At 72.1% G+C, this 25770-nt stretch carries 26 protein-coding genes and 2 pseudogenes; 12 read left to right on the top strand and 16 right to left on the bottom strand.

Annotated elements, in window-relative coordinates; translation table 11 throughout:
- Positions 1-119 precede the first annotated feature (119 nt).
- From IEZ04_RS27915 to IEZ04_RS27870, 10 genes are all read left to right on the top strand, one after another.
- Positions 120-1487 carry an ABC transporter substrate-binding protein gene (locus tag IEZ04_RS27915; RefSeq protein WP_189219751.1) on the top strand — a complete coding sequence of 456 codons (1368 nt, stop codon included), beginning with the start codon at positions 120-122 and terminating at the stop codon, positions 1485-1487.
- Positions 1487-2431: a carbohydrate ABC transporter permease gene (locus tag IEZ04_RS27910; protein WP_189219750.1), complete on the top strand. Its 945-nt coding sequence runs from the start codon at positions 1487-1489 to the stop codon at positions 2429-2431. Before IEZ04_RS27915 ends, IEZ04_RS27910 begins: the two co-directional genes overlap by 1 nt.
- Complete coding sequence (locus IEZ04_RS27905) at positions 2431-3312, top strand: carbohydrate ABC transporter permease (protein WP_189219749.1); 882 nt, start codon at positions 2431-2433, stop codon at positions 3310-3312. Before IEZ04_RS27910 ends, IEZ04_RS27905 begins: the two co-directional genes overlap by 1 nt.
- Complete coding sequence (locus tag IEZ04_RS27900; RefSeq protein ID WP_189219748.1) at positions 3309-4298, top strand: zinc-dependent alcohol dehydrogenase family protein; 990 nt, start codon at positions 3309-3311, stop codon at positions 4296-4298. The genes IEZ04_RS27905 and IEZ04_RS27900 overlap by 4 nt, the downstream gene beginning before the upstream one ends.
- A 100-nt stretch (positions 4299-4398) precedes the next feature.
- Entirely contained in the window at positions 4399-5175 is a 777-nt protein-coding gene (locus IEZ04_RS27895) for a helix-turn-helix transcriptional regulator (RefSeq protein ID WP_189219747.1), read from the top strand.
- A gap of 235 nt (positions 5176-5410) precedes the next feature.
- Positions 5411-6460 (top strand): iron-siderophore ABC transporter substrate-binding protein, encoded by a 1050-nt coding sequence (locus tag IEZ04_RS27890; protein ID WP_189219746.1) that lies wholly within the window; start codon positions 5411-5413, stop codon positions 6458-6460.
- Positions 6457-7500, top strand: coding sequence for a FecCD family ABC transporter permease (locus IEZ04_RS27885; protein ID WP_189219745.1), 1044 nt, complete (start codon positions 6457-6459; stop codon positions 7498-7500). Before IEZ04_RS27890 ends, IEZ04_RS27885 begins: the two co-directional genes overlap by 4 nt.
- Positions 7497-8570, top strand: coding sequence for a FecCD family ABC transporter permease (locus IEZ04_RS27880; RefSeq protein WP_189219744.1), 1074 nt, complete (start codon positions 7497-7499; stop codon positions 8568-8570). The genes IEZ04_RS27885 and IEZ04_RS27880 overlap by 4 nt, the downstream gene beginning before the upstream one ends.
- Positions 8567-9397 (top strand): ABC transporter ATP-binding protein, encoded by an 831-nt coding sequence (locus IEZ04_RS27875; RefSeq protein WP_189219743.1) that lies wholly within the window; start codon positions 8567-8569, stop codon positions 9395-9397. Before IEZ04_RS27880 ends, IEZ04_RS27875 begins: the two co-directional genes overlap by 4 nt.
- 44 nt (positions 9398-9441) lie before the next feature.
- The gene (locus IEZ04_RS27870) at positions 9442-10623 is read left to right on the top strand and encodes a TerD family protein (protein ID WP_189219855.1); all 1182 of its coding nucleotides are present in this window, start codon (positions 9442-9444) and stop codon (positions 10621-10623) included.
- A 35-nt stretch (positions 10624-10658) separates the two neighbouring features.
- Here the strand turns inward: IEZ04_RS27870 and IEZ04_RS27865 are convergent, their stop codons facing one another.
- Both IEZ04_RS27865 and IEZ04_RS27860 read right to left on the bottom strand, forming a co-directional pair.
- Positions 10659-12092, bottom strand: a complete 1434-nt coding sequence (locus IEZ04_RS27865; protein WP_189219742.1) for an alkaline phosphatase PhoX — start codon at positions 12090-12092, stop codon at positions 10659-10661.
- 231 nt (positions 12093-12323) lie between these two features.
- Complete coding sequence (locus IEZ04_RS27860) at positions 12324-13760, bottom strand: hypothetical protein (protein WP_189219741.1); 1437 nt, start codon at positions 13758-13760, stop codon at positions 12324-12326.
- A gap of 339 nt (positions 13761-14099) precedes the next feature.
- Between IEZ04_RS27860 and IEZ04_RS27855 the strand changes: the two genes are divergently transcribed.
- Positions 14100-15944, top strand: a complete 1845-nt coding sequence (locus IEZ04_RS27855) for a DUF8508 domain-containing protein (protein ID WP_189219740.1) — start codon at positions 14100-14102, stop codon at positions 15942-15944.
- Positions 15945-15969: 25 nt separating this feature from the next.
- Here IEZ04_RS27855 and IEZ04_RS27850 read toward each other — a convergent pair whose 3' ends face one another.
- From IEZ04_RS27850 to IEZ04_RS27830, 5 genes are all read right to left on the bottom strand, one after another.
- Positions 15970-16668, bottom strand: a complete 699-nt coding sequence (locus IEZ04_RS27850) for an antibiotic biosynthesis monooxygenase (protein ID WP_189219739.1) — start codon at positions 16666-16668, stop codon at positions 15970-15972.
- A gap of 192 nt (positions 16669-16860) precedes the next feature.
- Entirely contained in the window at positions 16861-17163 is a 303-nt protein-coding gene (locus IEZ04_RS27845) for a DUF3618 domain-containing protein (RefSeq protein WP_189219738.1), read from the bottom strand.
- A complete protein-coding gene (locus IEZ04_RS27840; protein WP_189219737.1) occupies positions 17160-17618 on the bottom strand; it encodes a phage holin family protein in 459 nt (152 codons plus the stop codon). The genes IEZ04_RS27845 and IEZ04_RS27840 overlap by 4 nt, the downstream gene beginning before the upstream one ends.
- A 52-nt stretch (positions 17619-17670) precedes the next feature.
- Entirely contained in the window at positions 17671-18393 is a 723-nt protein-coding gene (locus tag IEZ04_RS27835) for a hypothetical protein (RefSeq protein ID WP_189219736.1), read from the bottom strand.
- Positions 18390-18545, bottom strand: coding sequence for a hypothetical protein (locus IEZ04_RS27830; protein ID WP_189219735.1), 156 nt, complete (start codon positions 18543-18545; stop codon positions 18390-18392). The genes IEZ04_RS27835 and IEZ04_RS27830 overlap by 4 nt, the downstream gene beginning before the upstream one ends.
- Positions 18546-18653: 108 nt before the next feature.
- Here IEZ04_RS27830 and IEZ04_RS27825 point away from each other — a divergent pair.
- A pseudogene (locus IEZ04_RS27825) lies at positions 18654-19329 on the top strand (dihydrodipicolinate synthase family protein).
- A 30-nt stretch (positions 19330-19359) separates the two neighbouring features.
- Here the strand turns inward: IEZ04_RS27825 and dapD are convergent.
- From dapD to sufD, 9 genes and pseudogenes are all read right to left on the bottom strand, one after another.
- Positions 19360-20349 carry a 2,3,4,5-tetrahydropyridine-2,6-dicarboxylate N-succinyltransferase gene (gene dapD, locus IEZ04_RS27820; protein WP_189219734.1) on the bottom strand — a complete coding sequence of 330 codons (990 nt, stop codon included), beginning with the start codon at positions 20347-20349 and terminating at the stop codon, positions 19360-19362.
- 90 nt (positions 20350-20439) lie between these two features.
- Positions 20440-20975 (bottom strand): annotated as a pseudogene (locus tag IEZ04_RS27815) (TetR/AcrR family transcriptional regulator).
- Positions 20975-21295: a DMT family transporter gene (locus IEZ04_RS27810; protein WP_189219733.1), complete on the bottom strand. Its 321-nt coding sequence runs from the start codon at positions 21293-21295 to the stop codon at positions 20975-20977. The pseudogene IEZ04_RS27815 and the gene IEZ04_RS27810 overlap by 1 nt, the downstream one beginning before the upstream one ends.
- Positions 21296-21399: 104 nt before the next feature.
- Entirely contained in the window at positions 21400-21735 is a 336-nt protein-coding gene (locus IEZ04_RS27805) for a metal-sulfur cluster assembly factor (RefSeq protein ID WP_189219732.1), read from the bottom strand.
- Positions 21732-22205: a Fe-S cluster assembly sulfur transfer protein SufU gene (gene sufU, locus IEZ04_RS27800; protein ID WP_189219731.1), complete on the bottom strand. Its 474-nt coding sequence runs from the start codon at positions 22203-22205 to the stop codon at positions 21732-21734. The genes IEZ04_RS27805 and sufU overlap by 4 nt, the downstream gene beginning before the upstream one ends.
- 16 nt (positions 22206-22221) lie before the next feature.
- On the bottom strand, positions 22222-23478 hold the full coding sequence (locus tag IEZ04_RS27795) for a cysteine desulfurase (RefSeq protein ID WP_189219730.1): 1257 nt from the start codon (positions 23476-23478) through the stop codon (positions 22222-22224).
- On the bottom strand, positions 23475-24239 hold the full coding sequence (sufC, locus tag IEZ04_RS27790) for a Fe-S cluster assembly ATPase SufC (RefSeq protein WP_189219729.1): 765 nt from the start codon (positions 24237-24239) through the stop codon (positions 23475-23477). The genes IEZ04_RS27795 and sufC overlap by 4 nt, the downstream gene beginning before the upstream one ends.
- Positions 24240-24246: 7 nt before the next feature.
- Entirely contained in the window at positions 24247-24567 is a 321-nt protein-coding gene (locus IEZ04_RS27785; protein ID WP_189219728.1) for a non-heme iron oxygenase ferredoxin subunit, read from the bottom strand.
- A complete protein-coding gene (sufD, locus tag IEZ04_RS27780; RefSeq protein WP_189219727.1) occupies positions 24564-25754 on the bottom strand; it encodes a Fe-S cluster assembly protein SufD in 1191 nt (396 codons plus the stop codon). Before sufD ends, IEZ04_RS27785 begins: the two co-directional genes overlap by 4 nt.
- Between the last annotated feature and the right edge of the window lie 16 nt (positions 25755-25770).

The raw sequence follows: 25770 nt of genomic DNA, 5'->3' as shown, positions 1-25770 counted from the left end.
CCGCGCCCGCGGTCCACACCCGGACTCCACCCCCCACCGCACCAAGAGATCCACCCGCGTCCCGGGACCACCCCGGCCCGGTAACACCCCTTACATCCCCATAAGTCCAGGAGCGATCCATGCCAATCCCGAGCCGGCGGAGGCCACGCGCGATAGCCGTGGCCGCCGCAGGGACGCTGCTCGCCCCCCTGCTCTCCGGCTGCTGGACCGGAGCAGGCGGGGCGGGTTCCGGCGGCGACTCACTCAACGTCCTGATGGTGAACAACCCCCAGATGGTGGAGTTGCAGAAGCTCACCCGCGACCACTTCACCAAGGAGACCGGCATCACGGTGAACTTCACCGTCCTGCCGGAGAACGACGTCCGCGACCGGATCAGCCAGGACTTCGCCAACCAGGCCGGCCAGTACGACGTCGCCACCCTGAGCAACTACGAGATCCCCATCTACGCCCGCAACGGCTGGCTGCACGAGATGGACGGTTACGTCGCCGAGGACACCGCCTTCGACCAGGAGGACATCCTCGAGCCGATGCGCCAGTCGCTCACCGGCGACGACGGCAAGCTGTACGGGCAGCCGTTCTACGGCGAGTCGTCCTTCCTGATGTACCGCAAGGACATCTTCGAGAAGCTCGGCCTCACCATGCCCGAGAAGCCCACCTGGGAGCAGGTCGCCGACTTCGCCGCGCGCATCGACGACGCGGAGAACGACATGAAGGGCATCTGCCTGCGCGGTCTGCCCGGCTGGGGCGAGTCGATGGCGCCCCTCACCACGGTCGTGAACACCATGGGCGGCACCTGGTTCGACGAGGACTGGAACGCCCGCCTGGACTCCCCCGAGTTCGAGAAGGCGGCCAAGTTCTACGTGGACCTGGTCCGCTCGCACGGCCAGTCCGGCGCCGCCCAGTCCGGCTTCGCCGAGTGCCTGAACAACATGACCCAGGGCAAGACCGCCATGTGGTACGACGCCACCTCCGCGGCCGGCCAGCTCGAGGCGGACGGCTCACCCGTCAAGGGCAAGCTCGGGTACGCGCCCGCACCGGTCGAGAAGACCGAGTCCTCCGGCTGGCTCTACACCTGGGCGTGGGGCATCCAGAACGCCTCCCGCAACACCGACAAGGCGTGGGAGTTCGTCTCCTGGGCGTCCAGCAAGGAGTACGAGCAGCTGGTCGGCGACCAGATCGGCTGGTCCAACGTCCCGGCGGGCAAGCGGGCCTCGACCTACGAGAACCCCGACTACATCGCGGAGGCCGCCTCCTTCCAGGAGATGACCCGCGAGGCCATCGAGCAGGCCCGGCCCACCGACCCCGGCGTGCAGCCGCGGCCCGCGCCCGGCATCCAGTTCGTCGGCATCCCCGAGTTCACCGATCTCGGCACCGAGGTCTCGCAGGAGATCAGCGCGGCCATCGCCGGCCGCCAGTCCGTCGACTCGGCCCTGAAGAAGGCCCAGGAACTGGCCGAGCAGATCTCCGAGGACTACGAGGGACGCTGATGACCGCCATTACGACACCCCCGGCCGCCACCGAACGCGCCGCCGCCCCGGGCAAGCAGCCGGACCAGAACAACAAGCTGCGCGCCTGGGCCACCCGGGCCCCGCTGCTGCCCGCCCTGGTCTTCCTGATCGTCGTGACCCAGCTGCCGTTCGTGGCCACGCTGGTGATCTCCCTGTTCGACTGGAACTCGCTCTACCCGGACGCCCGCGAATTCGCCGGCCTGGCCAACTACGCGGAGGTCCTCGGCGACTCCGACCTGCGCAACTCGGTCTGGACGACGATCCTGCTCACCGTCACGGTCGTCCTGGTCAGCCTGGTCCTCGGCCTGCTCCTCGCCCTGCTGCTCGACCGAAAGTTCAAGGGCCGCGGCATCGTCCGCACCCTGCTGATCGCCCCCTTCCTGGTGGTCCCGGTCGCCGCGGCGCTGCTGTGGAAGCACGTGCTCTTCAACCCGGAGTACGGCCTGTTCAACGGCCTGCTCAGCTATGTGGGCGGCCCGCAGCCCGACTGGATCTCCGAGATGCCGCTGATGGCGGTGGAGGCCTCGCTGATCTGGCAGTGGACCCCGTTCATGATGCTGATCCTGCTGGCGGGCCTGCAGAGCCGTGACCACCAGCAGATCGAGGCGGCCCGCGTGGACGGCGCGAGCGACTGGCAGATCTTCCGCCACCTCACGCTGCCCCACCTGCGCCGCTACCTGGAGCTCGGCGCCCTGCTCGGCTCGATCTACATCGTGCAGAACTTCGACGCCGTCTTCACCCTCACCTCGGGCGGCCTCGGCACGGCGAACCTGCCGTACACCGTCTACCAGACCTTCTACCAGGCCCACGAGAACGGCCTCGCCTCCGCCGCGGGCGTCCTCGTCGTCATCGGCTCGCTCATCATCGCGACGTTCGCGCTGCGCGTGGTCTCGTCCCTGTTCCGCGAGGAGGTGTCGCGCTGATGAGCGCCACCGCGGTCCGTACTCCCGCCCCTGTCTCCGACCCTCCCGGCGCCCGCAGCAAGCGTCTGAAAGGCGCCGGCCTCGGCGTCCTCGCCTGGGTGGTCGGCCTGCTGTTCTTCCTGCCGATCGCCTGGATGGCGCTGACGTCGTTCCACTCGGAGGCCGACGCGGCGACCAACCCGCCGTCCTTCACGGCCGCCCTCACCCTGGACGGCTACCGCGAGTTCTTCGGCGCGGGCGGCGGCGCCAGCCCCTGGCCGGCCCTGATCAACTCGACGGTCGCGTCCCTGACGTCGACGCTCCTCGTCCTCGTCCTCGCCCTCCCGGCGGCGTACGCGCTGTCGATCCGGCCGGTGAAGAAGTGGACCGACGTCCTGTTCTTCTTCCTCTCCACGAAGATGCTGCCGGCGGTGGCGGGTCTGCTGCCGCTCTACCTCTTCGCCAAGAACACGGGGCTGCTGGACAACATCTGGCTGCTGGTCGTCCTCTACACCTCGATGAACCTGCCGATCGCCGTCTGGATGATGCAGTCCTTCCTGGCGGAGGTCCCGGTCGCGGTCATCGAGGCCGCCCAGCTCGACGGCGCCAAGCTGCCGACCGTCCTGGCCCGCATCGTGGCCCCGATCGCGGCACCGGGCATCGCGGCCACCGCCCTGATCTGCTTCATCTTCAGCTGGAACGAACTGCTGTTCGCCCGGGTGCTCACGGGTGTGGTCGCCGAGACCGCCCCCGTCTTCCTGACCAGCTTCATCACCAGCCAGGGCCTGTTCCTGGCCAAGGTGTGCGCTGCGTCGCTCGTCATCTCCCTGCCGGTGCTCGCCGCAGGGTTCGCCGCCCAGGACAAGCTGGTCCAGGGCCTGTCGTTGGGAGCCGTGAAATGAAGGCCGCCGTCATCGAGTCCGTGGGGAAGGCCGTCGTCGCCGAGGTCCCGGACCCGACGCCAGGACCGCGGCAGGTCGTCGTCGAGGTCGCGGCCTGCGGTCTGTGCGGTACGGACCTGCACATCCTGCAGGGCGAGTTCGCTCCCAAGCTGCCGATCGTCCCGGGTCACGAGTTCGCGGGCGAGGTGGTCGGGGTCGGCACCGAGGTCACCGAGGTGGCGGTCGGCGACCGGGTGGCCGTCGACCCCTCCCTGTACTGCTACGAGTGCCGCTACTGCCGCACGGGCCACAACAACCTGTGCGAGCGGTGGGCGGCGATCGGGGTGACCACGGCCGGCGGCGCCGCCCAGTACGCCGTCGCCCCCGTCGCCAACTGCGTCAAGCTCCCCGAGCACGTCCGCACCCAGGACGCCGCCCTGATCGAGCCCCTGTCCTGCGCGGTCCGCGGCTACGACGTCCTCCAGTCCCGCCTCGGCGCCCACGTGCTGATCTACGGCTCGGGCACGATGGGCCTGATGATGCTGGAGCTGGCCAAGCGCACGGGCGCGGCCAGCGTGGACATGGTGGACCTGAACCCGGCCCGCCTGGCCACGGCGAAGCAGCTCGGCGTCTCGGCGTCGGCGGCGACCCCCGACGAGCTGGACCGCCCGCAGGGCTGGGACCTGGTCATCGACGCCACGGGCAACGCGAAGGCGATCCAGGACGGCCTGAACCGCGTCGCCAAGGCGGGCACGTTCCTGCAGTTCGGCGTGGCGGACTACGCGACCCGCGTGGAGATCGACCCGTACCGCATCTACAACCAGGAGATCACCATCACGGGTTCGATGGCCGTCCTGCACAGCTACGAGCGCGCGGCCGAGCTCTTCGCCACGGGCGTCCTGGACCCGGACGTCTTCATCAGCGACCGGCTGCCGCTGGACCAGTACCCGCAGGCGCTGGAGCAGTTCGCGTCCGGCGTCGGCAGGAAGATCGTGGTCGTCCCGTAGGGATCGGGCACCTCTTCGTGACGCCTAGGGTGGGAGGCATGCGGCACGCCTCCCACCCTTCTCCCGTTCCCGGCCACGGCCACGGCCACGAGGCGCGCCCATGACCCGCGAGACCCGCTCGCTCCCCGTGCTCGCCCCGGACGCGGTGGACACGCCCTTCACCATCCTCGGGTACGACGAGGTGTTCGCCCGGGACACCACCTGGACCGACCACTCCCACCCGTTCCACGAGCTGCTGTGGAACGAGCGCGGCGCGTCCACCGCCGTGGTCGGCGCACGGGTGTGGACGGTCACGCCCGCGCTGGGGCTGTGGATGCCCGCGGGCACGCTGCACTCCGGTTCGGCCATCGCCGGCACCTGGCTGCGCGCCAGCTTCTTCGGCTCCCACACCACCACGGCCTCGATGCCGGACACTCCGGTGGCCGTCGAGATGACCCCGCTGCTGCGGCTGCTCCTGGAACGGCTCGGCGATCCCGGCCTCGCCCCCGCCTCGCGGGCGACGACCGAGGCGATGGTGCTCGACGTGCTGGAACCCTCGCCGCGCGAACTGCTCGTGCACGCGCCCACGTCCGAGCTGCTGCGCCCGATCGCCGAGGCGGTGCGCGAGAACCCCGGGGACCAGCGGACGCTGACGGACTGGGCGTCGGCGCTCGGCGTCAGCGCCCGCACGATCACCCGTGCCTTCAACGCCGAGACGGGCACCAGCTTCGCGCGCTGGATCGCCGCGGTCCGCGCGCAGCACGCGGTCGCGCTGCTCTCCCGGGGCGATGACGTCGAGACCGTCGCGGAACAGGTCGGCTACCGGTCGGCGAGCGCCTTCGGCGTGGCGTTCCGGCGGACCACGGGGCTCACTCCCGGGATGTTCCGCGCCTCTTGAGGCGGCACCGGTGTCGGCACCGGTGTCGGCACCGGTGTCGGCACCGGTGTCCCGATCTCGACATCCACTGTCTCAAAGAATCGATTGCGACACCGATCACGCTCGCTTAAAGTCCCTCGAAGGCAAGCCTTACCTAAGTAGCTCGCCTCAGTGCGGTGCACCGCTCCACGACGGCATTCCCGGATCCAGGCGTGCGAGGACGGCACCCCTGCCCCCGGACAGTGGAGTACGAAAAATGCGTTCATACCGTCTTCGGTCGCTCGCCGTGGCAGCGGTGGCCATGCTGGGGCTCGCCGCCTGCGGCGGCGGGTCCGACACCGCCGACGACACGGCCGCCGCCGACGAGTCGAAGGCGAGCGGTTCCGGCGCGGCCTTCCCCATGACGATCGAGCACGCCCTCGGCACGACCACCATCGAGGCCAAGCCCGAGCGCGTCGCCACCGTGAACTGGGCCAACGACGAGGTGCCCCTCGCCCTCGGCGTCGTCCCGGTCGGCATGGCCAAGGCAACCTGGGGCGACGACGACGGCGACGGGGTGCTGCCCTGGACCGAGGAGCGGCTGAAGGAGCTGAAGGCGGACACGCCCGTCCTCTTCGACGAGACCGACGGCATCGACTTCGAGGCCGTGGCCGACACGAGGCCGGACGTCATCCTGGCCGCGTACTCGGGCCTGACCCAGCAGGACTACGACACCCTGAGCGAGATCGCCCCCGTCGTGGCCTACCCGGACGCCGCCTGGGCGACGCCGTGGCGCGAGATCATCCGGGTGAACAGCAAGGCGATCGGGCTCGCCGACGAGGGCGAGAAGCTGATCAGCGACCTCGAGGGCGACATCGAGGCGACCGCCGCGAAGTACCCGCAGCTCAAGGGCAAGTCGGCGATGTTCATGACGCACGTCGACCCCGGTGACGTCAGCCAGGTCGGCTTCTACACCGCGCACGACACCCGCACGCTGTTCTTCGAGGACCTCGGGCTGAGGATCCCGGACAGCATCAAGAAGATCTCCGAGGGCTCGGACAAGTTCTCCGGGACGCAGAGCGCCGAGCAGATCGACGTGTTCAACGACGTCGACATCATCACCGGGTACGGCGACGCCGAGCTCGTCAAGACGCTCGAGGACGACGCCCTGCTGTCGAAGCTCCCCGCCATCGAGCGCGGCTCCACGGCCTTCCTGTCCGGCTCCGGCCCCGTGGCGACCGCGGCGAACCCGACACCTCTGGCGATCAGTTACGTGCTGGAGGACTACGTCGCCGCGCTCGCCGAGGCCGCGGACAAGGTCAAGTGACGACCGCGGGAACCTCAGCAGTGCCGGACGCCGCCGTGGTGCGGCGTCCGGCCCGTGTCCGGACCCTGTGGCTGCTCGTCGCCGTCGCGGTGCTGGCCGCGGTCATGATCGCGTCGGTCGCCTTCGGTTCGCGCAGCGTCGCCTGGTCCGACGTGTGGGCGGCGCTCGGCGGCGCGGACGGCACCCTGGAACAGGCGGCAGCCGCCAAGCGCATCCCCCGTACGGTGCTCGCGGTGCTGGTCGGCGGGGCGCTCGGGCTGGCCGGCGCCGTCATGCAGGGCGTGACCCGCAACCCGCTGGCCGACCCGGGCGTCCTCGGCGTCAACATGGGCGCGTCGCTCGCCGTCGTCGTCGCCGTCGCGTTCTTCGGGCTCACCTCGGCGACCGGGTACATCTGGACCGCGATGCTCGGGGCCGCGGTCTCGGCCGTGTTCGTGCACACGGTCGGCTCACTCGGACGCGGTGGCGCCACTCCCCTCAAGCTCGCGCTCGCCGGTGCCGCCACCTCGGCGGCGTTCGCCTCGCTCGTCACCGCCGTGATCCTGCCGCGCAACGACGTCACCGGGAGCTTCAAGCTCTGGCAGATCGGCGGCGTGGGCGGTGCATCCTTCGACCGCATCGGGCAGGTGCTGCCCTTCCTCGCGGTGGGCTTCGTCATCTGCCTGCTGTCGGCACGGGCGCTCAACTCCCTCGCGCTGGGCGACGAGCTCGCCGCCGGACTCGGGGAGCGCGTCGCCGTCGTACGGGCCACGGCCGCGCTCGGCTCCGTGATCCTGTGCGGCGCCTCGACCGCGATCGCCGGGCCGATCGGCTTCGTCGGCCTCGTCGTGCCGCACGCCTGCCGGCTGCTGATCGGGGTGGACCACCGCTGGCTGCTGCCGTTCTCGGCGCTGCTCGGCGGCTCGCTGCTGACCGCCGCCGACGTGATCGGACGGGTGGTGGCGCGGCCCGCGGAGGTCGACGTGGGCATCGTGACGGCGCTGATCGGCGCCCCGTTCTTCATCTACATCGTCCGCAGGCAGAAGGTGCGTGCCCTGTGAGTGCCCCCGTCGTCACCCGGCCCCCGGCCGGGGAGGCCGCCTCCCCGACGGTGCCGGCCGTCCGGCGCGGCCGGGTCCGCCGCGCGTCCCGGCGGCGCCTGGTCGTCCTGACGCTGGCCGTCCTCGTCGCCGCCGGTTTCGTCGTGTCCCTGATGTTCGGGCAGACCACCTACCCGTTCGACGACGTGGTCCGGGTCGTGTTCGGTGAGCGGGTGCCGGGGGCGTCCTTCACCGTCGGCCGGCTGCGGCTGCCGCGCGCGGTCCTCGCCGTGGTCGCCGGGTTCAGCTTCGGCCTGGCCGGTGTCACCTTCCAGACGATGCTCCGCAACCCCCTCGCCAGCCCGGACGTCATCGGCATCAGCTCGGGCGCGAGCGCCGCGGCCGCCATCGCGATCGTGACCCTGTCCCTCGGCGAGACGGCCGTGTCGGTCCTCGCCATCGCGGCCGGTCTGGGCGTGGCCCTGCTGGTGTACGGCCTGGCCTTCAAGGACGGTGTCGTCGGCACCCGGCTGATCCTGATCGGCATCGGGATCGCCGCCATGCTGGACAGCGTCATCCAGTACGTGATGTCGCAGGCCGCCGAGTGGGACTTCCAGGAGGCGATGCGCTGGCTGACCGGCAGCCTGAACGGCACCACCTGGGAGCAGGTCCTCCCCGCCGCCGTCGCCCTCGCCGTGCTCTCCCCCGTCCTCCTGACGCAGTCGCGCAACCTGTCCGCGCTGCAGCTCGGCGAGGACACCGCCGCGGCGCTCGGCGTCCGCGTCGAACGCACCCGGATCACGGTGATCGTCGCCGCCGTCGGCCTGATCGCCTTCGCGACCTCGGCCTGCGGCCCGATCGCGTTCGTGGCGTTCCTCTCCGGCCCCATCGCGGCCCGGATCGTCGGCCCGGGCACCTCCCTGCTCGTCCCCGCCGGACTCGTCGGCTCCCTGCTCGTCCTCGTCGCCGACTTCACCGGCCAGTACGCCCTCGGCACCCGCTTCCCGGTCGGCGTCGTCACCGGCGTCCTCGGCGCCCCCTACCTCGTCTACCTGATCATCCGCACCAACCGGGCCGGAGGCTCGCTGTGACCACGACCCACTCCCTCGCGGCCGAGCACCTCACCCTCGGCTACGGCGACCGCACCGTCATCGACTCCCTGGACCTGGCCGTGCCGCCGGGCCGGGTCACGGCCATCGTCGGCGCCAACGCCTGCGGCAAGTCGACGCTGCTGCGCTCGATGTCCCGGCTGCTCGCGCCGCGCGCGGGCCGCGTCGTGCTGGACGGCAAGGAGGTGCACCGGCTGCCCGCGAAGGAGCTGGCCCGCACCCTCGGCCTGCTCCCCCAGGCACCGATCGCCCCGGAGGGCATCACCGTCGCCGACCTCGTCGGCCGCGGCCGCCATCCCCACCAGAGCGTCTTCACCCGCTGGAAGGACGAGGACGACGAGGCCGTGGCGGCGGCCCTGGACGCCACGGACACCGCGGCGCTCGCCGACCGCGCCGTGGACGAGCTCTCCGGCGGCCAGCGCCAGCGGGTGTGGATCGCCATGGCGCTCGCCCAGCAGACCGACCTGCTGCTGCTCGACGAACCCACCACCTACCTCGACGCCAGCCACCAGGTCGAGGTGCTGGACCTGCTGACCGACCTCAACCGCTCGCGCGGCACCACCGTCGTCATGGTCCTGCACGACCTCAACCTCGCCGCCCGGTACGCCGACCACCTCATCGCCCTCGCCGGGGGACGGCTGCACGCGGCGGGCACGCCCGACGAGGTGCTGACGGAGGACACCGTCCGCACGGTGTTCGGCCTCGACAGCCGCGTCATCGAGGACCCCGTCTCGGGCAAGCCGCTGATGCTCCCGATCGGCCGCCACCACGTCAGGAGGCCGGACGACGCCCGATCGGCGGCAGGGTAAGGGAACGGCACAGCGGGCCCGGTCGTTCACCAGGCATGACAGCTATGACCCCCGGCTCGAACATCCCCCTCGCAACCGCCCGGGTGGCGGTGGACGTCGCCGCGCCCGTGCGGCTCGACGTATCGGGCCTGCTGCTCACCGCCGACGGCAAGGTGCGCTCGGACGACGACTTCATCTTCTACAACCAGCCCACGGGCCCGGGCGTGACGTACCGCTCGGGCGGCGGGACCACCCCGGACTCCGTCACGGTGGACACGGCGGGCGTCCCGCAGGGCATCGAGAAGATCGTCATCACCGCGAGCCCGGACGCGGCGGGCCAGACCTTCCAGGGCGTCGAACCGACCGCCACCCTCCGCGACGCGGACAGCGGCTCGGTGCTCGCCACCTTCACCCCGCCGCAGCTCGGCACCGAGACGGCGCTCGTCGTCGTGGAGATCTACCGGCGCAACGGCGCGTGGAAGGCCCGCGCGGTCGGCCAGGGCTACGCCGACGGTCTGGCGGGCATCGCCACCGACTTCGGCGTGACGGTGGAGGAGCCCGCGCCCGCCCCGGCCGCCGCCCCCGCCCCGGCCGCCGCTCCCGTCGCCCCGGCCGTCACGGCGGCCCCGGCCGCGCCTTCGGCTCCCGCCACGCCCCCGCCCGGCGCCGGCAAGATCAACCTCGACAAGGGCCGCGTCAGCCTCCAGAAGAACCAGACGGTCTCCCTGGTCAAGGGCGGCCGCCCGCTGATGGCCCAGGTCAAGATGGGCCTCGGCTGGGAGCCCGCGTACCGGGGCAAGGACATCGACCTGGACGCCTCGGTCATCGCGTACGGCCCGCAGCGCAACCACATCGACAGCTGCTACTTCGGCAAGCTCTCGATCCTGAACGGCGCGATCAAGCACTCCGGCGACAACCTGACCGGCGAGGGCGGCGGGGACGACGAGGTGATCGTCGTCGACCTGGGCCGTCTCCCGCAGGAGGTCACCGGCCTGGTCTTCACGGTCAACTCCTTCTCCGGCCAGAAGTTCACCGAGGTCGCCAAGGCCTACTGCCGGCTGATCGACGCCGCGACCGGCGAGGAACTGGCCCGCTTCGACCTGACCAACGCCCAGCCGCAGACCGGCGTGATGATGGCCAAGCTGATCCGCCAGTTCTCCGGCGAGTGGGACATGACCGCGATGGGCGACTTCGTCAAGTCCCGCACGGTCCGGGGCATGGTGAAGCCGGCGGCCCAGGCGCTGTAGGCCCGCCCGCTCGCGCGGGAAGGCAGGTCACGGGGTCAGTGCCGCTGCCGCCTCCACGGCCCCGTGATCGCCAGCATGATCCCCGGCTCCTGGATGTTCGCGTACAGCGTCCTCCCGTCCGGTGCGAACGTGACGCCCGTGAACTCGCCGTACTCCGGCTCGTCGGCCGTGCCGATGTTCAGCTCGTTGCGGGCGACCGGGTACGTGCGGCCGCTGTCCGTGGTGCCGAGGAGGTGCTGGAGTCCGTCGCCGTCCTCGGCTATGACGAGGCCGCCGTACGGGGAGACGGTGATGCTGTCGGGGCCGTCGAAGGCGCCGCCCGCGCCGAGGAGGACCTTCAGGGTGAGGGTGCGGTGCCTCGGGTCGTAGAACCAGACCTGGCCGTCGTGCGCGGGTCCGGGGCTCTCCTCGCGGGCGTACGAGGAGACGAGGTACGCGCCGCCGTCGCCCCACCACATGCCCTCCAGCTTGCGGGCGCGGGTGACCTCGCCGGGGCCGAACTGCTCGCGCACCTCCACCGTCCGGGCGTCGCGGTCGGGCACGTCCACCCAGTCGACCCCGTACACCGTGCCGGCCTTCGTCGCGCGGGAGAGGTCGTCGACGTACCGGCCGCCGGAGTCGTAGCAGACGGGTGCCTGGAGGACGCCCGCGTCGTCGGCGAGGGCACGGAGGCGGCCGGGGCCGTGGACGAAGCCCTTCGGCGGGGTCCAGCGGTAGAAGAGGCCGTTGGGTCCGTCGGCGTCCTCGGTGAGGTAGGCGTGGCCGCGCCGCGGGTCGACGACGACGGCCTCGTGCTCGTAACGGCCGAGGAACTTCAGGGGCTTCGGGTCGCGGCCCGCGCGCCGGTCGGCGGGGTCGACCTCGAAGACGTAGCCGTGGTCCTTCGTCATGCCGTTCTCACCGGCCCGGTCGGCGTTCTCCTCGCAGGTCAGCCAGGTGCCCCACGGGGTGACGCCGCCCGCGCAGTTGGTGGAGGTCCCCGCGAGGCCCACCCACTCGGCGACCTGCCCGTCCGGGCGTATCTCGACCACCGTGCAGCCGCCGGACGCGGCCGGGTCGTAGACGAGCCCCTCGGCGAGCGGCACCGGGTGGGCCCAGCCGTCGCGGGGGCCCTTCAGTTCGTGGTTGTTGACGAGGAGGGTGGTGCCGCGCGGTCCGGGGAAGGCGGCGGTGCCGTCGTGGTGCGAGGGCGTGAACTCGCCGGACTCCAGCCGGGTCCGGCCGCTGTACGTGAGGACGCGGTACGAGAATCCGGCGGGCAGCGCGAGGATGCCGTCCGGGTCGGGGACGAGGGGCCCGTACCCGGCTCCGCCGTACCCCTCCGTCCGCCGCTCCTCCCCCGCGCTCCCGGCGTCGGTGGACGCGAGGCCGTGCGGAGCGGTGGCGAGAGAGGCGACGCTCCCGGCGAGCGCGACGCCGGCGCCGGTGAGCGCGGATCGTCCGGCGAAGTCCCTGCGGGTGAGCGTCATGGTGTCTCCCGTGGCGGTGGAGTGGGAACCGTGGTGGGCGATGGGCCCAGTGGTGCGGCCATACCGTCACTCCTCCGCCTGAACGGCTGCTGAACACGGAGCGGCACCGGGGTTTCCGCTGCCCCAACCCGTCGCCGACCCCGTTCCCGCCCTCGCGCTCGCCCTCCTTCCGCCCAGCCGCTCCCACCGCGCCGCCCTCACCGCGCCCGACCGCACCTCACCGCACGGCCCTCACCCGCCCCGCTGCGACCGCGCCTTGAACGCGGCCTTGCGCGCCTCCTTGGCCACCTTCTTGTCGGGGTGCAGCCGCCCCATGGCCTCCAGGACGTCCGCGGTGGCCGGATGGTCCACCCGCCAGGCCGCGCCGAAGAAGCCGCTGTGCTGCCGGGCGAGGCCCTCCACCAGCGCCTGGAGCTCGGCGGAGTTGCCCTCGGCCGCCAGCTGGGCGGCCACCGTGTCGACGGTCAGCCAGAACACCATCGCCTCGGACGGCGCGGGGACGTCGGGGGCGCCGTGCTCGGTCAGCCACACGCGGGCGAGGCCGCCCAGTTCCGCGTCGTCGAGGACCTCGCGCAGCGCGGGCTCGGCCTCCGGGCCGACCAGTGTCAGCGCCTGCTGGCAGCGCAGCCGGCGCAGCGGCGCCCCGGCGTCCGACCCGCGCGCCGCCGCCAGCAGTTCGCGCGCCGCGTCGAGGGGCGCGCGGCGGGCGAGCCACTGTTCCGTCTCGGCCTGCGCCGCCGCCTGCGGGAAGCCGGCGGTGCCGTCGAGGAGCGCGTCGGCGCCCTTGTCCGCGAGCTCGCCCACGGCGGGGGCCGCGGCGCCCGCCTCCAGCAGCCGGGCGCGCACGCCGAACAGGCCGAGCGGGGTGAGCCGCACCATGCCGTAGCGGGTGACGTCGGTGTCGTCGAACGGCTCGGCCGCCCCCTCCGCGGTGCCGTCGGCGTCCGCCATCAGCGCCTCGTCCACGGGCCGGTACGCGACGAGCCCGGCCGGCTCCAGCAGCCGGAACTGGTCGTCGAGCCGCATCATCGCGTCCGACACCTGTTCCAGTACGTCGTCGGTGGGCTCCCCCATGCCGTCCGGCACGATCATGGACGCGGCGAGGGCCGGGAGCGGCACCGGACGGTCCCCCGGTCCGTCCTCGCCGACGGTGAGCAGGTAGAGGTTGCCGAGCACCCCGTCGAGGAACCGCGCCTCCGCCTCGGGATCCCAGTCGAGCTGCGACAGGTCGAGCGTGCCGCCGCCGTCCAGGGCGTCCACGAGGTCGTCCAGGTCGGGCACGGTCGCGTCCGCCAGGACGGTCTCCAGCGCGGCGAGCCAGACGCCCAGGACGTCCTGCGGGCCGCCGGAGGTGAGGGTGCGCAGGTCGGCGCCCGCGGCGACGGTGCCCTCCGCCTCGTCCACGACCTCCACGAGCCCGGTGTCGACGGCCACCCGCCAGGCCTCGCTCGCGAGGGCCTCCGCGTCCTCCCCCGTGAGCCCCAACTGCTCGGCGGCATCGCGCAGTTGTTCCTCGACGAGTTCGCCCCCGGCGCCGACGCGGGTGTCCGGACCGGCCCAGCGGGCCAGCCGCGCGGCACGGGAGAGCAGCGGCGTGGCGAGTGCGTCCCGCGCCAGCTCGGCTTCGGAGGGGAGCCGCACCGGCGGCAGGGGAGAGCTGTCTGGCATCGGCTGGTTTCTCCTCGGGGCGGGGGGCGGGCACGGCGCGTGAACAGGACGGACGCGGCGTGCGATCGGGCAGCGGCTCAGCCTAGACGGATTTCCACCCATGCCGCCCGGTTCATCGCCTCCTCAGGGGCGGTACCTGGCTGAAACCTTGACAAGTGACGGGGGCAGGCTGGACATTGACGCGCGTAGAAGTCCGGGGGAACCGAGGAACGATTTCCGCGCAGTTGTCCGAGGGTTTCCCGGTACGTCGTCACCGGCCCACCGGTCGCGCCCGCTGTGGGCCCCGCTCCGCTCCACCCTCGCCCCGGCGTCCCCGCACGTTCCCGAAGGGATACCTCGTTGCCCAGCAAGCACACCGCACGCCTCGGCGCGCTGACCGTCGCCGCCGTCTGTTCCGCGGTGTCCACCGTGGTGGTCACCGCGCCCGCGCAGGCCGACGCCGCCACCCGGACCGGCTCCGTGCGCATCCACGACATCCAGGGCGGCACCCGCATATCCCCGCTCGCCGGGCAGCAGGTCACCGACGTGCCGGGCGTCGTCACGGGCGTGCGGACCTACGGGTCCTCCCGGGGCTTCTGGTTCCAGGACACCCGGCCGGACGACGACCCGGCCACCAGCGAGGGCGTCTTCGTCTTCACCGGTTCCACGCCCGCCGTCGCGGTGGGCGACTCGGTCACCGTCTCCGGCACGGTGACCGAATACGTACCGGGCGGCACGTCCTCCGGGAACCAGTCCGTCACCCAGATCAGCCGGCCGACGGTGACGGTCCTCTCCGGCGGCAACCCGGTCCCGGCCGCGAAGGCCGTCGACGCGCGGTCGGTCCCGGGCACGTACGCGCCGCAGGGCGACCCGGCGGCCGGCGGCTCGGTGAACGGCCTCGCCCTGCGGCCGAAGGAGTACGCCCTGGACTTCTACGAGTCCCTGGAGGGCATGAACGTCAAGGCGGCCGACGTGCGCGTGGTCACCGCCACCGACCCGTACACCGAGCTGTGGGCCACGGTGAAGCCGTGGGAGAACCGCAGCCTGCGGGGCGCCACCGTCTACGGCTCCTACGAGGACCAGAACACCGGCCGGCTCCAGATCCAGTCGCTGGGCGCGGCGGCCGACTTCCCGGACGCGAACGTGGGCGACGTCCTCAAGGGCACCACCGCGGGCCCGCTGGACTACTCCCAGTACGGCGGTTACACGCTGGTCGCGAACCGGCTCGGCAAGCTGGAGCCGGGCGGCCTGGAGCGCGAGACCACCCGCGAGCAGACGCGCGGCGAGCTCGCGGTGGCGACGTACAACGTCGAGAACCTGGACCCGTCCGACGACACCTTCGCGGCCCACGCCGCCGCGATCGTGAACAACCTGCGGTCGCCCGACATCGTGGCCCTGGAGGAGATCCAGGACGACGACGGGGCGACGGACAGCGGCGTGGTCGACGCCGACCGGACCGTCGGGAAGCTCGTCGAGGCGATCGAGGCCGCGGGCGGCCCGGCGTACGAGTGGCGTTCGATCTCCCCCGAGGACAAGGCGGACGGCGGCGAGCCCGGCGGCAACATCCGCCAGGTGTTCCTCTTCGACCCCGAGCGGGTCTCCTTCACCGACCGCGCGGGCGGCGACGCCACCACGGCCGTCGGCGTCACGAAGGTGCGAGGCAAGGCGCGCCTGACCGCCTCCCCCGGCCGGATCGACCCGGCGAACGCCGCCTGGAGGAACAGCCGCAAGCCGCTCGTCGGCGAGTTCGTCTTCCGCGGCGAGACGGTCTTCGTGGTCGCGAACCACTTCGCGTCCAAGGGCGGCGACCAGGCGCTGCACTCCCAGTACCAGCCGCCGGCCCGCAGCTCGGAGACGCAGCGCCACCTCCAGGCGACCGTGGTCAACACCTTCGTCAAGGAGATCCTCAAGGCGCAGCGGGACGCGGACGTGGTCGTCCTCGGCGACATCAACGACTACGAGTTCTCCCGCACCACCCAGCTGCTGGAGAAGGACGGCGCCCTCTGGTCGGCCATCAGGTCGCTGCCGAGGAACGAGCGGTACACCTACGCCTATCAGGGCAACGCCCAGGTCCTGGACCAGATCCTGGTCAGCCCGTCGGTCCGGTGGTCGTGGGGCTGGAGTTACGACAGCGTGCACATCAACTCGGAGTTCCACGACCAGATCAGCGACCACGACCCGCAGGTGCTGCGGTTCCGCCCGTAGGGTCCGCCCGTCCGCCCGTCCGGGGTCACTCGGGCACGAGGCCGAGCGCGTGCGTGTACCGGCCGCCCGTGCTCCCCTTCAGCCCGGGGAACGCCCGCACCCGCCGCCACTCGGGGGTGGGCGTTCCGTCGGCGAGGGCCTCGTCGTACGCCTCCCCGCTCTCCCACTCGGCGTAGTTCAGGACGTGGGTGCCGTCCTGGCTGAGGTGGAAGTGGGCGGAGACGAGGCCGCGGTCGCCGTCCGCGTTCCCGGCGAGGGCGTCCAGGACGAGGTCGGCCCACTCGGCCCGCCGCCCGGCCGCCTCCGGCTCGAAGTCCACGCGGACGGTGACCACGAGGCCGGCCGTGCGCGTGTCGTCGCGGGCGCGCCCGTGGCTGCGGTAGTGGCGGTAGCGGTGCAGGCCCACGCGCTCGATGCCCGGCACGGCGACGTCGATCGCGTCGACGCGCTCCTGACGCCCGCCCGTCCGCACGAAGTCCTCGTAGTCCTGCTCCCGCGCCCAGCGGGAGTGGTGCAGCAGCGTCGTGCCGTCGTGCCCGGTGTGGACGTGGTAGCCGAGCAGGCCGTCGGCGGGCCAGGGCGCGGTCAGCCAGGTGGCGGCGATCGCCTCCACCGCCTCGCGCTGCCGCTCGGGAGTGCCCACGCGCCAGGTGCTGAAGAAGGGGACCGTCGCGGCGTCACTGTCTCCGGTCGGGTCGGGCAGCTCGGCGGTACGCCGGGTCATGGCAGCCTCCGTGGGTGCGGTGGGTCTCGGCGCGGGCCGTCAGTGCCCCGCGCCCGCGCCCACCACCCTCCGACCTCGACCAAACTTGAGGTCAAGTCCGGTCCCGCGCCCGCCCCGTACGCCGGAAGGACCACGGCGCCCCCACGGCACCGTGGTCCTCGTCCACCGGGCGCGGCCGCCCCGGCCCGGGTCTCAGTGGCGGCGCCACAGGTAGACGCCCACCGCCACGACGACCGCCACGCCCACGCCACCCGCCACCGCGGCCACCGGCACGCGTTCCCGCACCGAACGGGCGGCGTGCGAGGCCGCGCCCTTGAGGTCCGCCATCTGCGCCTGGGCGCGCGCCTTGACGTCGGCCTTGGCGGCGAGTTCCTCGACCGTGTCGCCGAGCCGTGCCCGGGTCTCCGCGATCTGCTGCCGCAGCTCGTCGGGGCCCTTGGCCCCCTCGTGCCCCTGCCGGGCCGCCGAGGGGGGAGTACTGGAGGTACTGGTCATCGGTGCGCCCTTTCCTTGATCTCCTCGACATCGGCCTTGACGCTGTCGATGGTCCGCTCGGGCATGGGCGGCGTGGCCCGGCGCAACTGGGCCCGGCCCATCATCGCGAGCACACCCGCGACGACGAACAGCACGCCCGTCACGATGAGCGCGGCCGCCCAGACGGCCAGCACCAGCGAGAGTGCGGCGACCCCGGTGCCCGCGGCGGCCATCAGTCCGACATAGGCGACGGCACCGGCGCCACCGAGCAGTCCGCCGCCCCGGCCCGCGCGCTTGCCCTTCTCCGTCAGCTCCTCCTTGGCCAGGGCGATCTCCTGCCGTACGAGCAGGGAGAGCTGCTCGGTGGCCTGCCCGACCAGTTCGCCGACGCTGTGGTGCCCCTCCGCCGCCGGCCGTGCGGCGCGCTGTCCGTCCGCCGTCGGCCGTACCGGCCTGCTGTCCAAAGTCCCGGTCACGGTGTCCCGCCTCCTCTCAGTGGGGTCACTCGGGTACCCGGCCGCGCACGCGCTACCCCTGTGGGGGCGCTGCCCGCGGCGGCCTGCGGGAGCCGTCCTCGCCGAGCCGTGCGAGCTGGGCCTGGAGCCGGTCGAGCCGGGCCTGGAGCAGCGCGGTCTCGGCAATGAGCCCGGGCACCCCGAGCCCGTCCGGTGGCGCCGGCCCGTCGAGCGGCCCGCCGGCGCCCGGCAGTTGCGTCCTCGCCCCGGTCAGCACCCTCAGCCCGTTCCCGGCCAGTCGCGCGAAGGCCGCCGGGGACGCCGCCGGACGGCCCTCGGCGCAGGCCGCACAGGTACCGGCCAGCGCGCGCCAGCCCGGGCGCCCCCAGCCCGCGTCGGCGAGGGCCACGGCCGCCGCGCCGCACGCGCACGGGGTGAGGGTCGCGGTGCGCACCCGCTGGCGGGCATGGCGGTAGCCGCGCTCGAAGCGGATGTAGGCGCCGAGGACGGTGACCTCCAGCAGGACGGCCGCGCGGTGCTCGGCGGTGCACAGCAGGCCCTCGGCCGCCGACCGGTCGTGCAGGCAGTGGAAGCCGCAGCCGCAGAGCCGCGCGGGCGCGCGGTGCCGCCGTCCGTAGAGACACCGCGCCTCGTCGAGCACGGTGTACGGCAGCGCGCCGCCCAGGGAGACCCCGGTGAAGCCGGCCCGGGTGCCGTCCTGGGACAGCACCGGGTGGGCGATCTTGTATCCGGTCGGCGGCTCCGCCGGACGTTCCTCGGGGAGCCGCAGCCTCATCGCGCGACCGGTACCTCTTCGGCCGCCGCGTCCGGCGCTCCCTCGGCCGTACGGGGCGGTCGCCGCTCGCGGGGCGGGGTCTCCCGCCGCTCCCGCCGGAACGGGGCCCGTTCCTCCGCGCTTCCGGTGGCGAGTGCCTTGCCGAGCCTCATGACGCCTCCCGTGACCGGGGACCACTGCTGTTCGTACAGTGAATCCGACCGGTATCGCGCAGTAGGTTCAAGTAGTGCTTCACGGTGGTTGCGTCGACACTACTCCCCATGACGACTCGCCGTCCCGCTCCTTTCGGCCGCGCCCGCTACGCGATGATCACTTCCCTCACCGCCTCGGGGGCGCTGGACCTCGACGGCGCGCAACGGCTCGCCGCCGGCTGGTGGACGGGGGCTGCGACGGTCTGGTGCTGTCCGGGACGACGGGCGTGGGGGCCGCCGGCACCGCGCACTGCCCGTCGTCCTGTACGGCACCCCCGGCCGCCCGGGCACCCGCATCGAGCGGACACCGTGCTCCGGCTCGCGGAGCACCCGCGGATCGTGGCGGTGAAGGACCGCGCGTACGACCTGCTCGGCACCCAGAAGGTACTGGCCGCCACGGAACTGGCGTACTAGACGGACTGCGACGAGTACGTCCTCGCGCTGTACGCGATCGGCGGAGCCGGATACGTCAGCACGGTGGCGAACGCGGCCCCCGGCATTTCCGGGCGACCGTGGACGCCTTCGACTCCGGCGACACGGACGGCGCCGCCCGGCTCCAGCCGCGCGCCGTCCCCCTGATCGAGGCGGTCATGGCCGCCGGCCTCCCCGGCACCGTCACGGTGAAGGCACTGCTCGCCCGCCTCGGCCTGCCGTCCGGCCCGGTACGCCCACCGCTCCTCCCCGCGGCCGGGAGACGGCCGACGGGCTGCTGGAGGCATCCGGGGAGCTGGTGGGCGCGCGGTGAACGACGGGGTCCGGCGGACGGACGCGAGGGTCAGTTGTGGCTGTGCAGGACCTCGTTCAGCCCGCCCCACACCGCGTTGTTCGGGCGGGCCTCGACGGCGCCGGTGACCGAGTTGCGGCGGAAGAGGATGTTCGAGGCGCCGGAGAGCTCGCGGGCCTTGACGATCTGGCCGTCGGGCATCGTGACCCGGGTGCCGGCGGTGATGTACAGACCGGCCTCGACCACGCATTCGTCGCCGAGCCCGATGCCGACGCCCGCCTCGGCGCCGATCAGGCAGCGCTCGCCGATGGAGATGACGACGTTGCCGCCGCCGGACAGGGTGCCCATGGTGGAGGCGCCGCCGCCGATGTCCGAGCCGTCGCCGATGACGACGCCCGCGGAGATGCGGCCCTCGACCATCGAGGTGCCGAGCGTGCCCGCGTTGAAGTTGACGAAGCCCTCGTGCATGACCGTGGTGCCCTCGGCGAGGTGGGCGCCGAGGCGGACCCGGTCCGCGTCGGCGATGCGCACGCCCTTGGGGGCCACGTAGTCCGTCATCCGCGGGAACTTGTCGACCGAGGTCACCTGCAGGTGCAGGCCCTCGGCGCGGGCGTTGAGGCGGACCTTCTCCAGGTCGTCGACGGCGACCGGGCCGAGCGAGGTCCAGGCGACGTTGGCGAGGTGGCCGAAGATGCCGTCGAGGCTCTGCCCGTGCGGCTTGACCAGGCGGTGCGAGAGCAGGTGGAGGCGCAGGTAGACGTCGTGCGCGTCGACCGGCTTCTCGTCCAGCGAGGCGATGACCGTGCGGACCGCGACCACCTCGACGCCCCGGCGGGCGTCCGGGCCGATCGCCTTGGCCGCGCCCTCGCCGAGCAGCTCGACGGCCCGCTCGGCGGACAGCCGCTCGGTGCCGGAGGGACCGGGCTCACCGGTGAGCTCGGGGGCGGGGAACCAGGTGTCGAGGACGGTGCCGTCGGCGGCGATCGTGGCGAGGCCGGCGGCCGCGGCGCCGGTGGTGCGAGGAGAAGTCGTGTCGGTCATGAGGGCAACCTAACCGGCCGGGGGGCCTTCGGGCGAACTCGTGCGCGGCCGTCTCGCGGGCCGGTCCCTCGCCGACGGCACGCGGTGTGATCAGGCAAGCAGCCGCGTCGGCGTCCGCCGCGTGCACTCCTCGTCGTACGCCGTGTCCGTCAGCGGCACCTGCCGGCAGACGCCGTCGAGCAGGGCGGCCACGGCGCGTGCGGTGACGGGGTCCGTGCGGCGGGCGAGCAGGTCCGTGAGCCGGGCGGTCCACTCGGCGGCGACGGGCCGGAGCGCGGGGCGGCGCAGCGCGGCGAGACACAGCTCGTACTCCGTCTCCAGCCCCGCACGGCCGCCCGCGAGCCACTCCCCCGTCAGCCGGGCGAGATGGACGGCGAGGTCGGAGGTGCCCTCCGTGAGGGAACCGTCGGCGGCGATCACGCCGAGGAAGTTCTCGCCGGCCCGGCGGAACGCGGCGGCCAGGAGGTCGTCGAGGGTCTCGAAGTGGTACGTCGTCGAGCCGAGCGGCACGTCCGCCGCGGCGGCCACGGTGCGGTGGCTCAGCCCGGCGCCCCCTTCTCGGCCACGCCCCGGACGGCCGCGTCGACCAGCCGTTCACGGCGCCCGGGATCGTAGCGGCGGGGCATCAGTGCGCGCCCCCGAGGTTCAGCACCACCACTCCGATGATGATCAGCGCGATGCCGGCGACCTTCGCGGCGGTCAGCGCCTCCCCGAAGGCGAGCAGCCCGATGACCGCGACCGTCGCCGTGCCGACCCCGGACCAGATCGCGTAGGCCGTGCCGATCGACATGCTCTTCAGGGCCTGGGCGAGCAGGTAGAAGGAGACCACGTACCCGACGGCGGTCAGCACCGAGGGCCACAGCTTGCTGAAGCCCTCGCTGAACTTCATGGAGGTCGTCGCGATGACTTCGGCGGCGATGGCCCCGAAGAGCAGCAGGTAGGTCATGCGGAGGAGCGTACGCGGCGTTGTGTACGGCCGTACGCATCGGGTCTTCCGCACGCCGAAGGGCGGCGCCCCCGACGGGGTGCCGCCCTTCGTGGCACTGTGCCTCAGACGTTGAACCCGAGCGCCCGGAGCTGCTCGCGGCCGTCGTCCGTGATCTTGTCGGGGCCCCACGGCGGCATCCAGACCCAGTTGATCCGCAACTCGCTGACCAGGCCGTCCGTGGCGGACTTCGCCTGGTCCTCGATCACGTCCGTCAGCGGGCAGGCCGCCGACGTCAGGGTCATGTCGACGGTCGCGATGTTCGCGTCGTCGACGTGGATGCCGTAGATCAGGCCGAGATTGACGACGTCGATGCCCAGCTCGGGGTCGACGACGTCCATCAGGGCCTCGCGGAGCTCCTCCTCGGAGGCCGGCTTCATCTTCTCGGCGGTCTCGGTCATGCGCTCTTCCTCTCGGCGTCGGCGTCGGCTCCGCCCAGGGCCTGGGCCGTCGCGTCCTTCCAGGCCATCCAGCTCAGCAGGGCGCACTTCACCCGGGCCGGGTACTTGGAGACCCCGGCGAACGCGACCGCGTCCTCCAGGACCTCCTCCATCGCGTCGTCGGGCTCCAGCCTGCCCTTCGACTGCATCAGCTCCAGGAAGGTCTCCTGGATCTTTTGCGCGTCGGACAGCTCCTTGCCGACGAGGAGCTCGTTCAGCACGGAGGCCGAGGCCTGGCTGATGGAGCAGCCCTGGCCCTCGTACGAGACGTCACTGATCGTCGTGCCGTCGTACTTCACACGCAGGGTGATCTCGTCGCCGCAGGTCGGGTTCACGTGGTGCACCTCGGCGTCGCCATCCCGCAAGCCCCGCCCGTGCGGGTTCTTGTAATGGTCCAGGATGACGTCCTGGTACATCGAATCCAGCTTCACCGTTTCAGCACGCCCCTCAGCCGAAGAAGTTCCGTACGTGCTCCAGCCCCTCGACCAGTGCGTCGATCTCGGCGGGCGTGGAGTACAGATAGAACGACGCCCGCGTGGTCGCAGGAATTCCGTAGCGGAGGCAGACGGGCCGGGCACAGTGATGACCGACACGCACCGCGATGCCCTGCTCGTCGAGGACCTGGCCCACGTCGTGCGGGTGGATGTCGCCGAGCGTGAAGGAGATCGCCGCACCGCGGTCCTCGGCCGTGGCGGGACCGATGATGCGCAGGTCGGGGACCTCGGTCAACCGCTTCACCGCGTACTCGGTGAGGGCGTTCTCATGGGCGAGGATCTTGTCCATGCCGATGGACGACAGGTAGTCGATCGCCGCGCCGAGCCCGACCGCCTGGGCGATCGGCGGGGTGCCCGCCTCGAACTTGTGGGGCGCCGGGGCGTACGTCGAGGAGTGCATCGACACCGTCTCGATCATCTCGCCGCCACCCAGGAACGGAGGCAGGTCCTCCAGCAGCTCCTGGCGGCCCCAGAGCACCCCGATGCCGGTCGGGCCGCACATCTTGTGGCCGGTGAAGGCCACGAAGTCGGCCTGGAGGGCCTGGACGTCCAGCGGCATGTGCGGCGCGGCCTGCGAGGCGTCGATCAGGACCAGGGCCCCGACCTCCTGCGCCCGGCGCACTATCGCCTCGACGGGGTTGTGGGTGCCCAGGATGTTCGACACCAGCACAAAGGAGACGATCTTCGTCTTCTCCGTGATGACCTCGTCGATGTTCGAGAGGTCCAGGCGGCCGTCGTCGGTGAGGCCGAACCACTTCAGCTTCGCGCCCGTGCGCTGCGACAGCAGCTGCCACGGGACGATGTTGGAGTGGTGCTCCATCTCCGTGATGACGATCTCGGTCTCGTGGTCGACCCGGTAGGGCTCGTCGGCCCAGCCGAGCATGTTGGCCACGAGGTTGAGGGACTCCGAGGCGTTCTTGGTGAAGATCACCTCGTCGCGGCTGGGTGCGTTGACGAACGCGGCGACCTTGTCCCGCGCACCCTCGTACAGCGCCGTGGCCTCCTCGGCCAGCACGTGCACGCCACGGTGGACGTTGGCGTTGTGCTGCTCGTAGTACTCGTCGAGGACGTCGATGACCTGGCGCGGGGTCTGCGAGGTCGCGGCGTTGTCGAGGTACACGAGCTTCTTGCCGTCGTGCAGGACGCGGTCGAGGATCGGGAAGTCCTTGCGGATCGCCTCGGTGTCGAGGAGGCCCGGCAGCTGTGTCACGCGGATGCGCCGCCCTTCGTGTACGCCTCGTAGCCCTCGTTCTCCAGCTTGTCCGCCAGCTCGGCACCGCCGGACTCGACGATCTTGCCGCCTGCGAACACGTGGACGTGGTCGGGCTTGATGTAGCGCAGGATGCGCGTGTAGTGGGTGATCAGCAGGGTGCCGACCTCGCCCGTCTCGCGGACGCGGTTGACGCCCTCGGAGACCACGCGGAGCGCGTCGACGTCCAGGCCGGAGTCGGTCTCGTCGAGGATCGCGACCTTCGGCTTGAGCAGCTCCAGCTGGAGGATCTCGTGGCGCTTCTTCTCACCGCCGGAGAAGCCCTCGTTCACGTTGCGCTCGGCGAAGGAGGGGTCCATGTTGAGGCGCTCCATGGCCTCCTTGACCTCCTTCACCCAGGTGCGCAGCTTGGGGGCCTCGCCGCGGATGGCGGTGGCGGAGGTGCGCAGGAAGTTGGAGACCGAGACGCCGGGGACCTCGACCGGGTACTGCATGGCGAGGAACAGGCCGGCGCGGGCGCGCTCGTCGACGGACATCTCGATGACGTCCTCGCCGTCGAGGGTGACGGTGCCGCCGGTGATCGTGTACTTCGGGTGACCCGCGAGGGAGTAGGCGAGGGTCGACTTGCCCGAGCCGTTGGGGCCCATGATGGCGTGCGTCTCGCCCTGCTTCACGGTGAGGTCGACGCCCTTGAGGATCTCCTTCGTGGCGTTGTCGGCCTCGACGGTGACGTGCAGGTCTCGGATTTCAAGCGTAGCCATGGGTGCCTCAGGACTCCTGGGTGAGGGAGACGAGCACGTCGTCCCCTTCGATCTTTACGGGGTATACGGGGACGGGGCGCGTCGCGGGAAGGCCGGACGGCTTGCCGGTGCGGAGGTCGAAGGCGGAGCCGTGCAGCCAGCACTCGATCTGGCAGTTGTCCACCTCGCCCTCGGAGAGCGAGACGTTCGCGTGCGAGCAGATGTCGTTGATCGCGAACACCTCGCCCTCGGTACGGACGACCGCGACCGGCGTGCCGTCGAGTTCCACCCGCTTGGGGGTGTCCTCCTCCAGCTCGCTCACCGCGCACGCGCGTACGAATGCGGTCATGCGACCGAAGCCTCCAGCTCCTCGTCGATCTTCGCGAGCAGGCGCTCCTCGATGTCCGCGACACCGATCTGCTGGACCAGCTCGGCGAAGAAGCCGCGGACCACCAGGCGGCGCGCCTCGTACTCCGGGATGCCGCGGGCCATCAGGTAGAACAGCTGCTCGTCGTCGAAGCGGCCGGTGGCGGACGCGTGGCCGGCGCCGACGATCTCGCCGGTCTCGATCTCCAGGTTCGGCACCGAGTCGACCCGCGCGCCGTCCGTGAGGACGAGGTTGCGGTTCATCTCGTAGGTGTCGGTGCCCTCGGCCCTGGCCTCGATGAGGACGTCGCCGATCCACACGGCGTGCGCGTCGTCGCCCTGGAGCGCGCCCTTGTAGACGACGTTCGACTTGCAGTGGGGCTCGTTGTGGTCGACCAGGAGGCGGTGCTCCTGGTGCTGGCCCTTGTCGGTGAAGTACAGGCCGAACAGCTCGGCCTCGCCGCCGGTGCCCGCGTAGTTCACGCGCGGGTGCAGGCGGACGACGTCACCGCCGAAGGTCACGACGACCGACTTGAAGGAGGCGTCGCGGCCGACGACCGCGTTGTGCTGGGCGACGTGCACGGCCTTGTCGTCCCAGTCCTGGACGGAGACGACGGTCAGCTTGGCGCCGTCACCGAGGACGTAGTCGACGTTGGCGGCGAGCACGGCGTCACCGGTGTGGTCGATGACGACCACGGCCTCGGCGAAGGCGCCGAGCTCGACGACCGTGTGGCCGAAGGCGGTGCCGCCCTCGCCGTGCACGGCGATGCGGATCGGCTCGGTGAGCGCGGTCTCCTTGGGGACGGTCACGACCGAGGCCTGCTCGAAGGCGGAGTACGCCTGGGCGGCGATCCGGTCCACCGGGGTGCCCGCCCGGCCGAGCCGCGCGTCGTCGCGGCCGACGGTCTCGACGGTGACGCCCTCGGGGGCCTGGACGTCGACCTTCACACCGGTACCGGTGGCGACGGCGGTGCCGTCGTGCAGACCGCGCAGGCGCTCCAGCGGGGTGAACCGCCACTCCTCCTCGCGGCCGTTCGGGACCGGGAAGTCCGCCACGTCGAAGGACGGGGGCGCGCTCATGCGCGTGGCGACGGTGGAGTCGGCCTCCGCCGCTACCGCGATGGCGCCGGCGGTGGTGCTCCCCACCGGAAGATTCTGGGCCTCGGCCATGGCTGTCGTTCTGCTC

The organism is Streptomyces ruber (assembly GCF_014648075.1).
Taxonomy (GTDB): domain Bacteria; phylum Actinomycetota; class Actinomycetes; order Streptomycetales; family Streptomycetaceae; genus Streptomyces; species Streptomyces ruber.
Note: the sequence above shows the minus strand (reverse complement) of the source record. Positions and strands in the feature narration are given on the sequence as shown.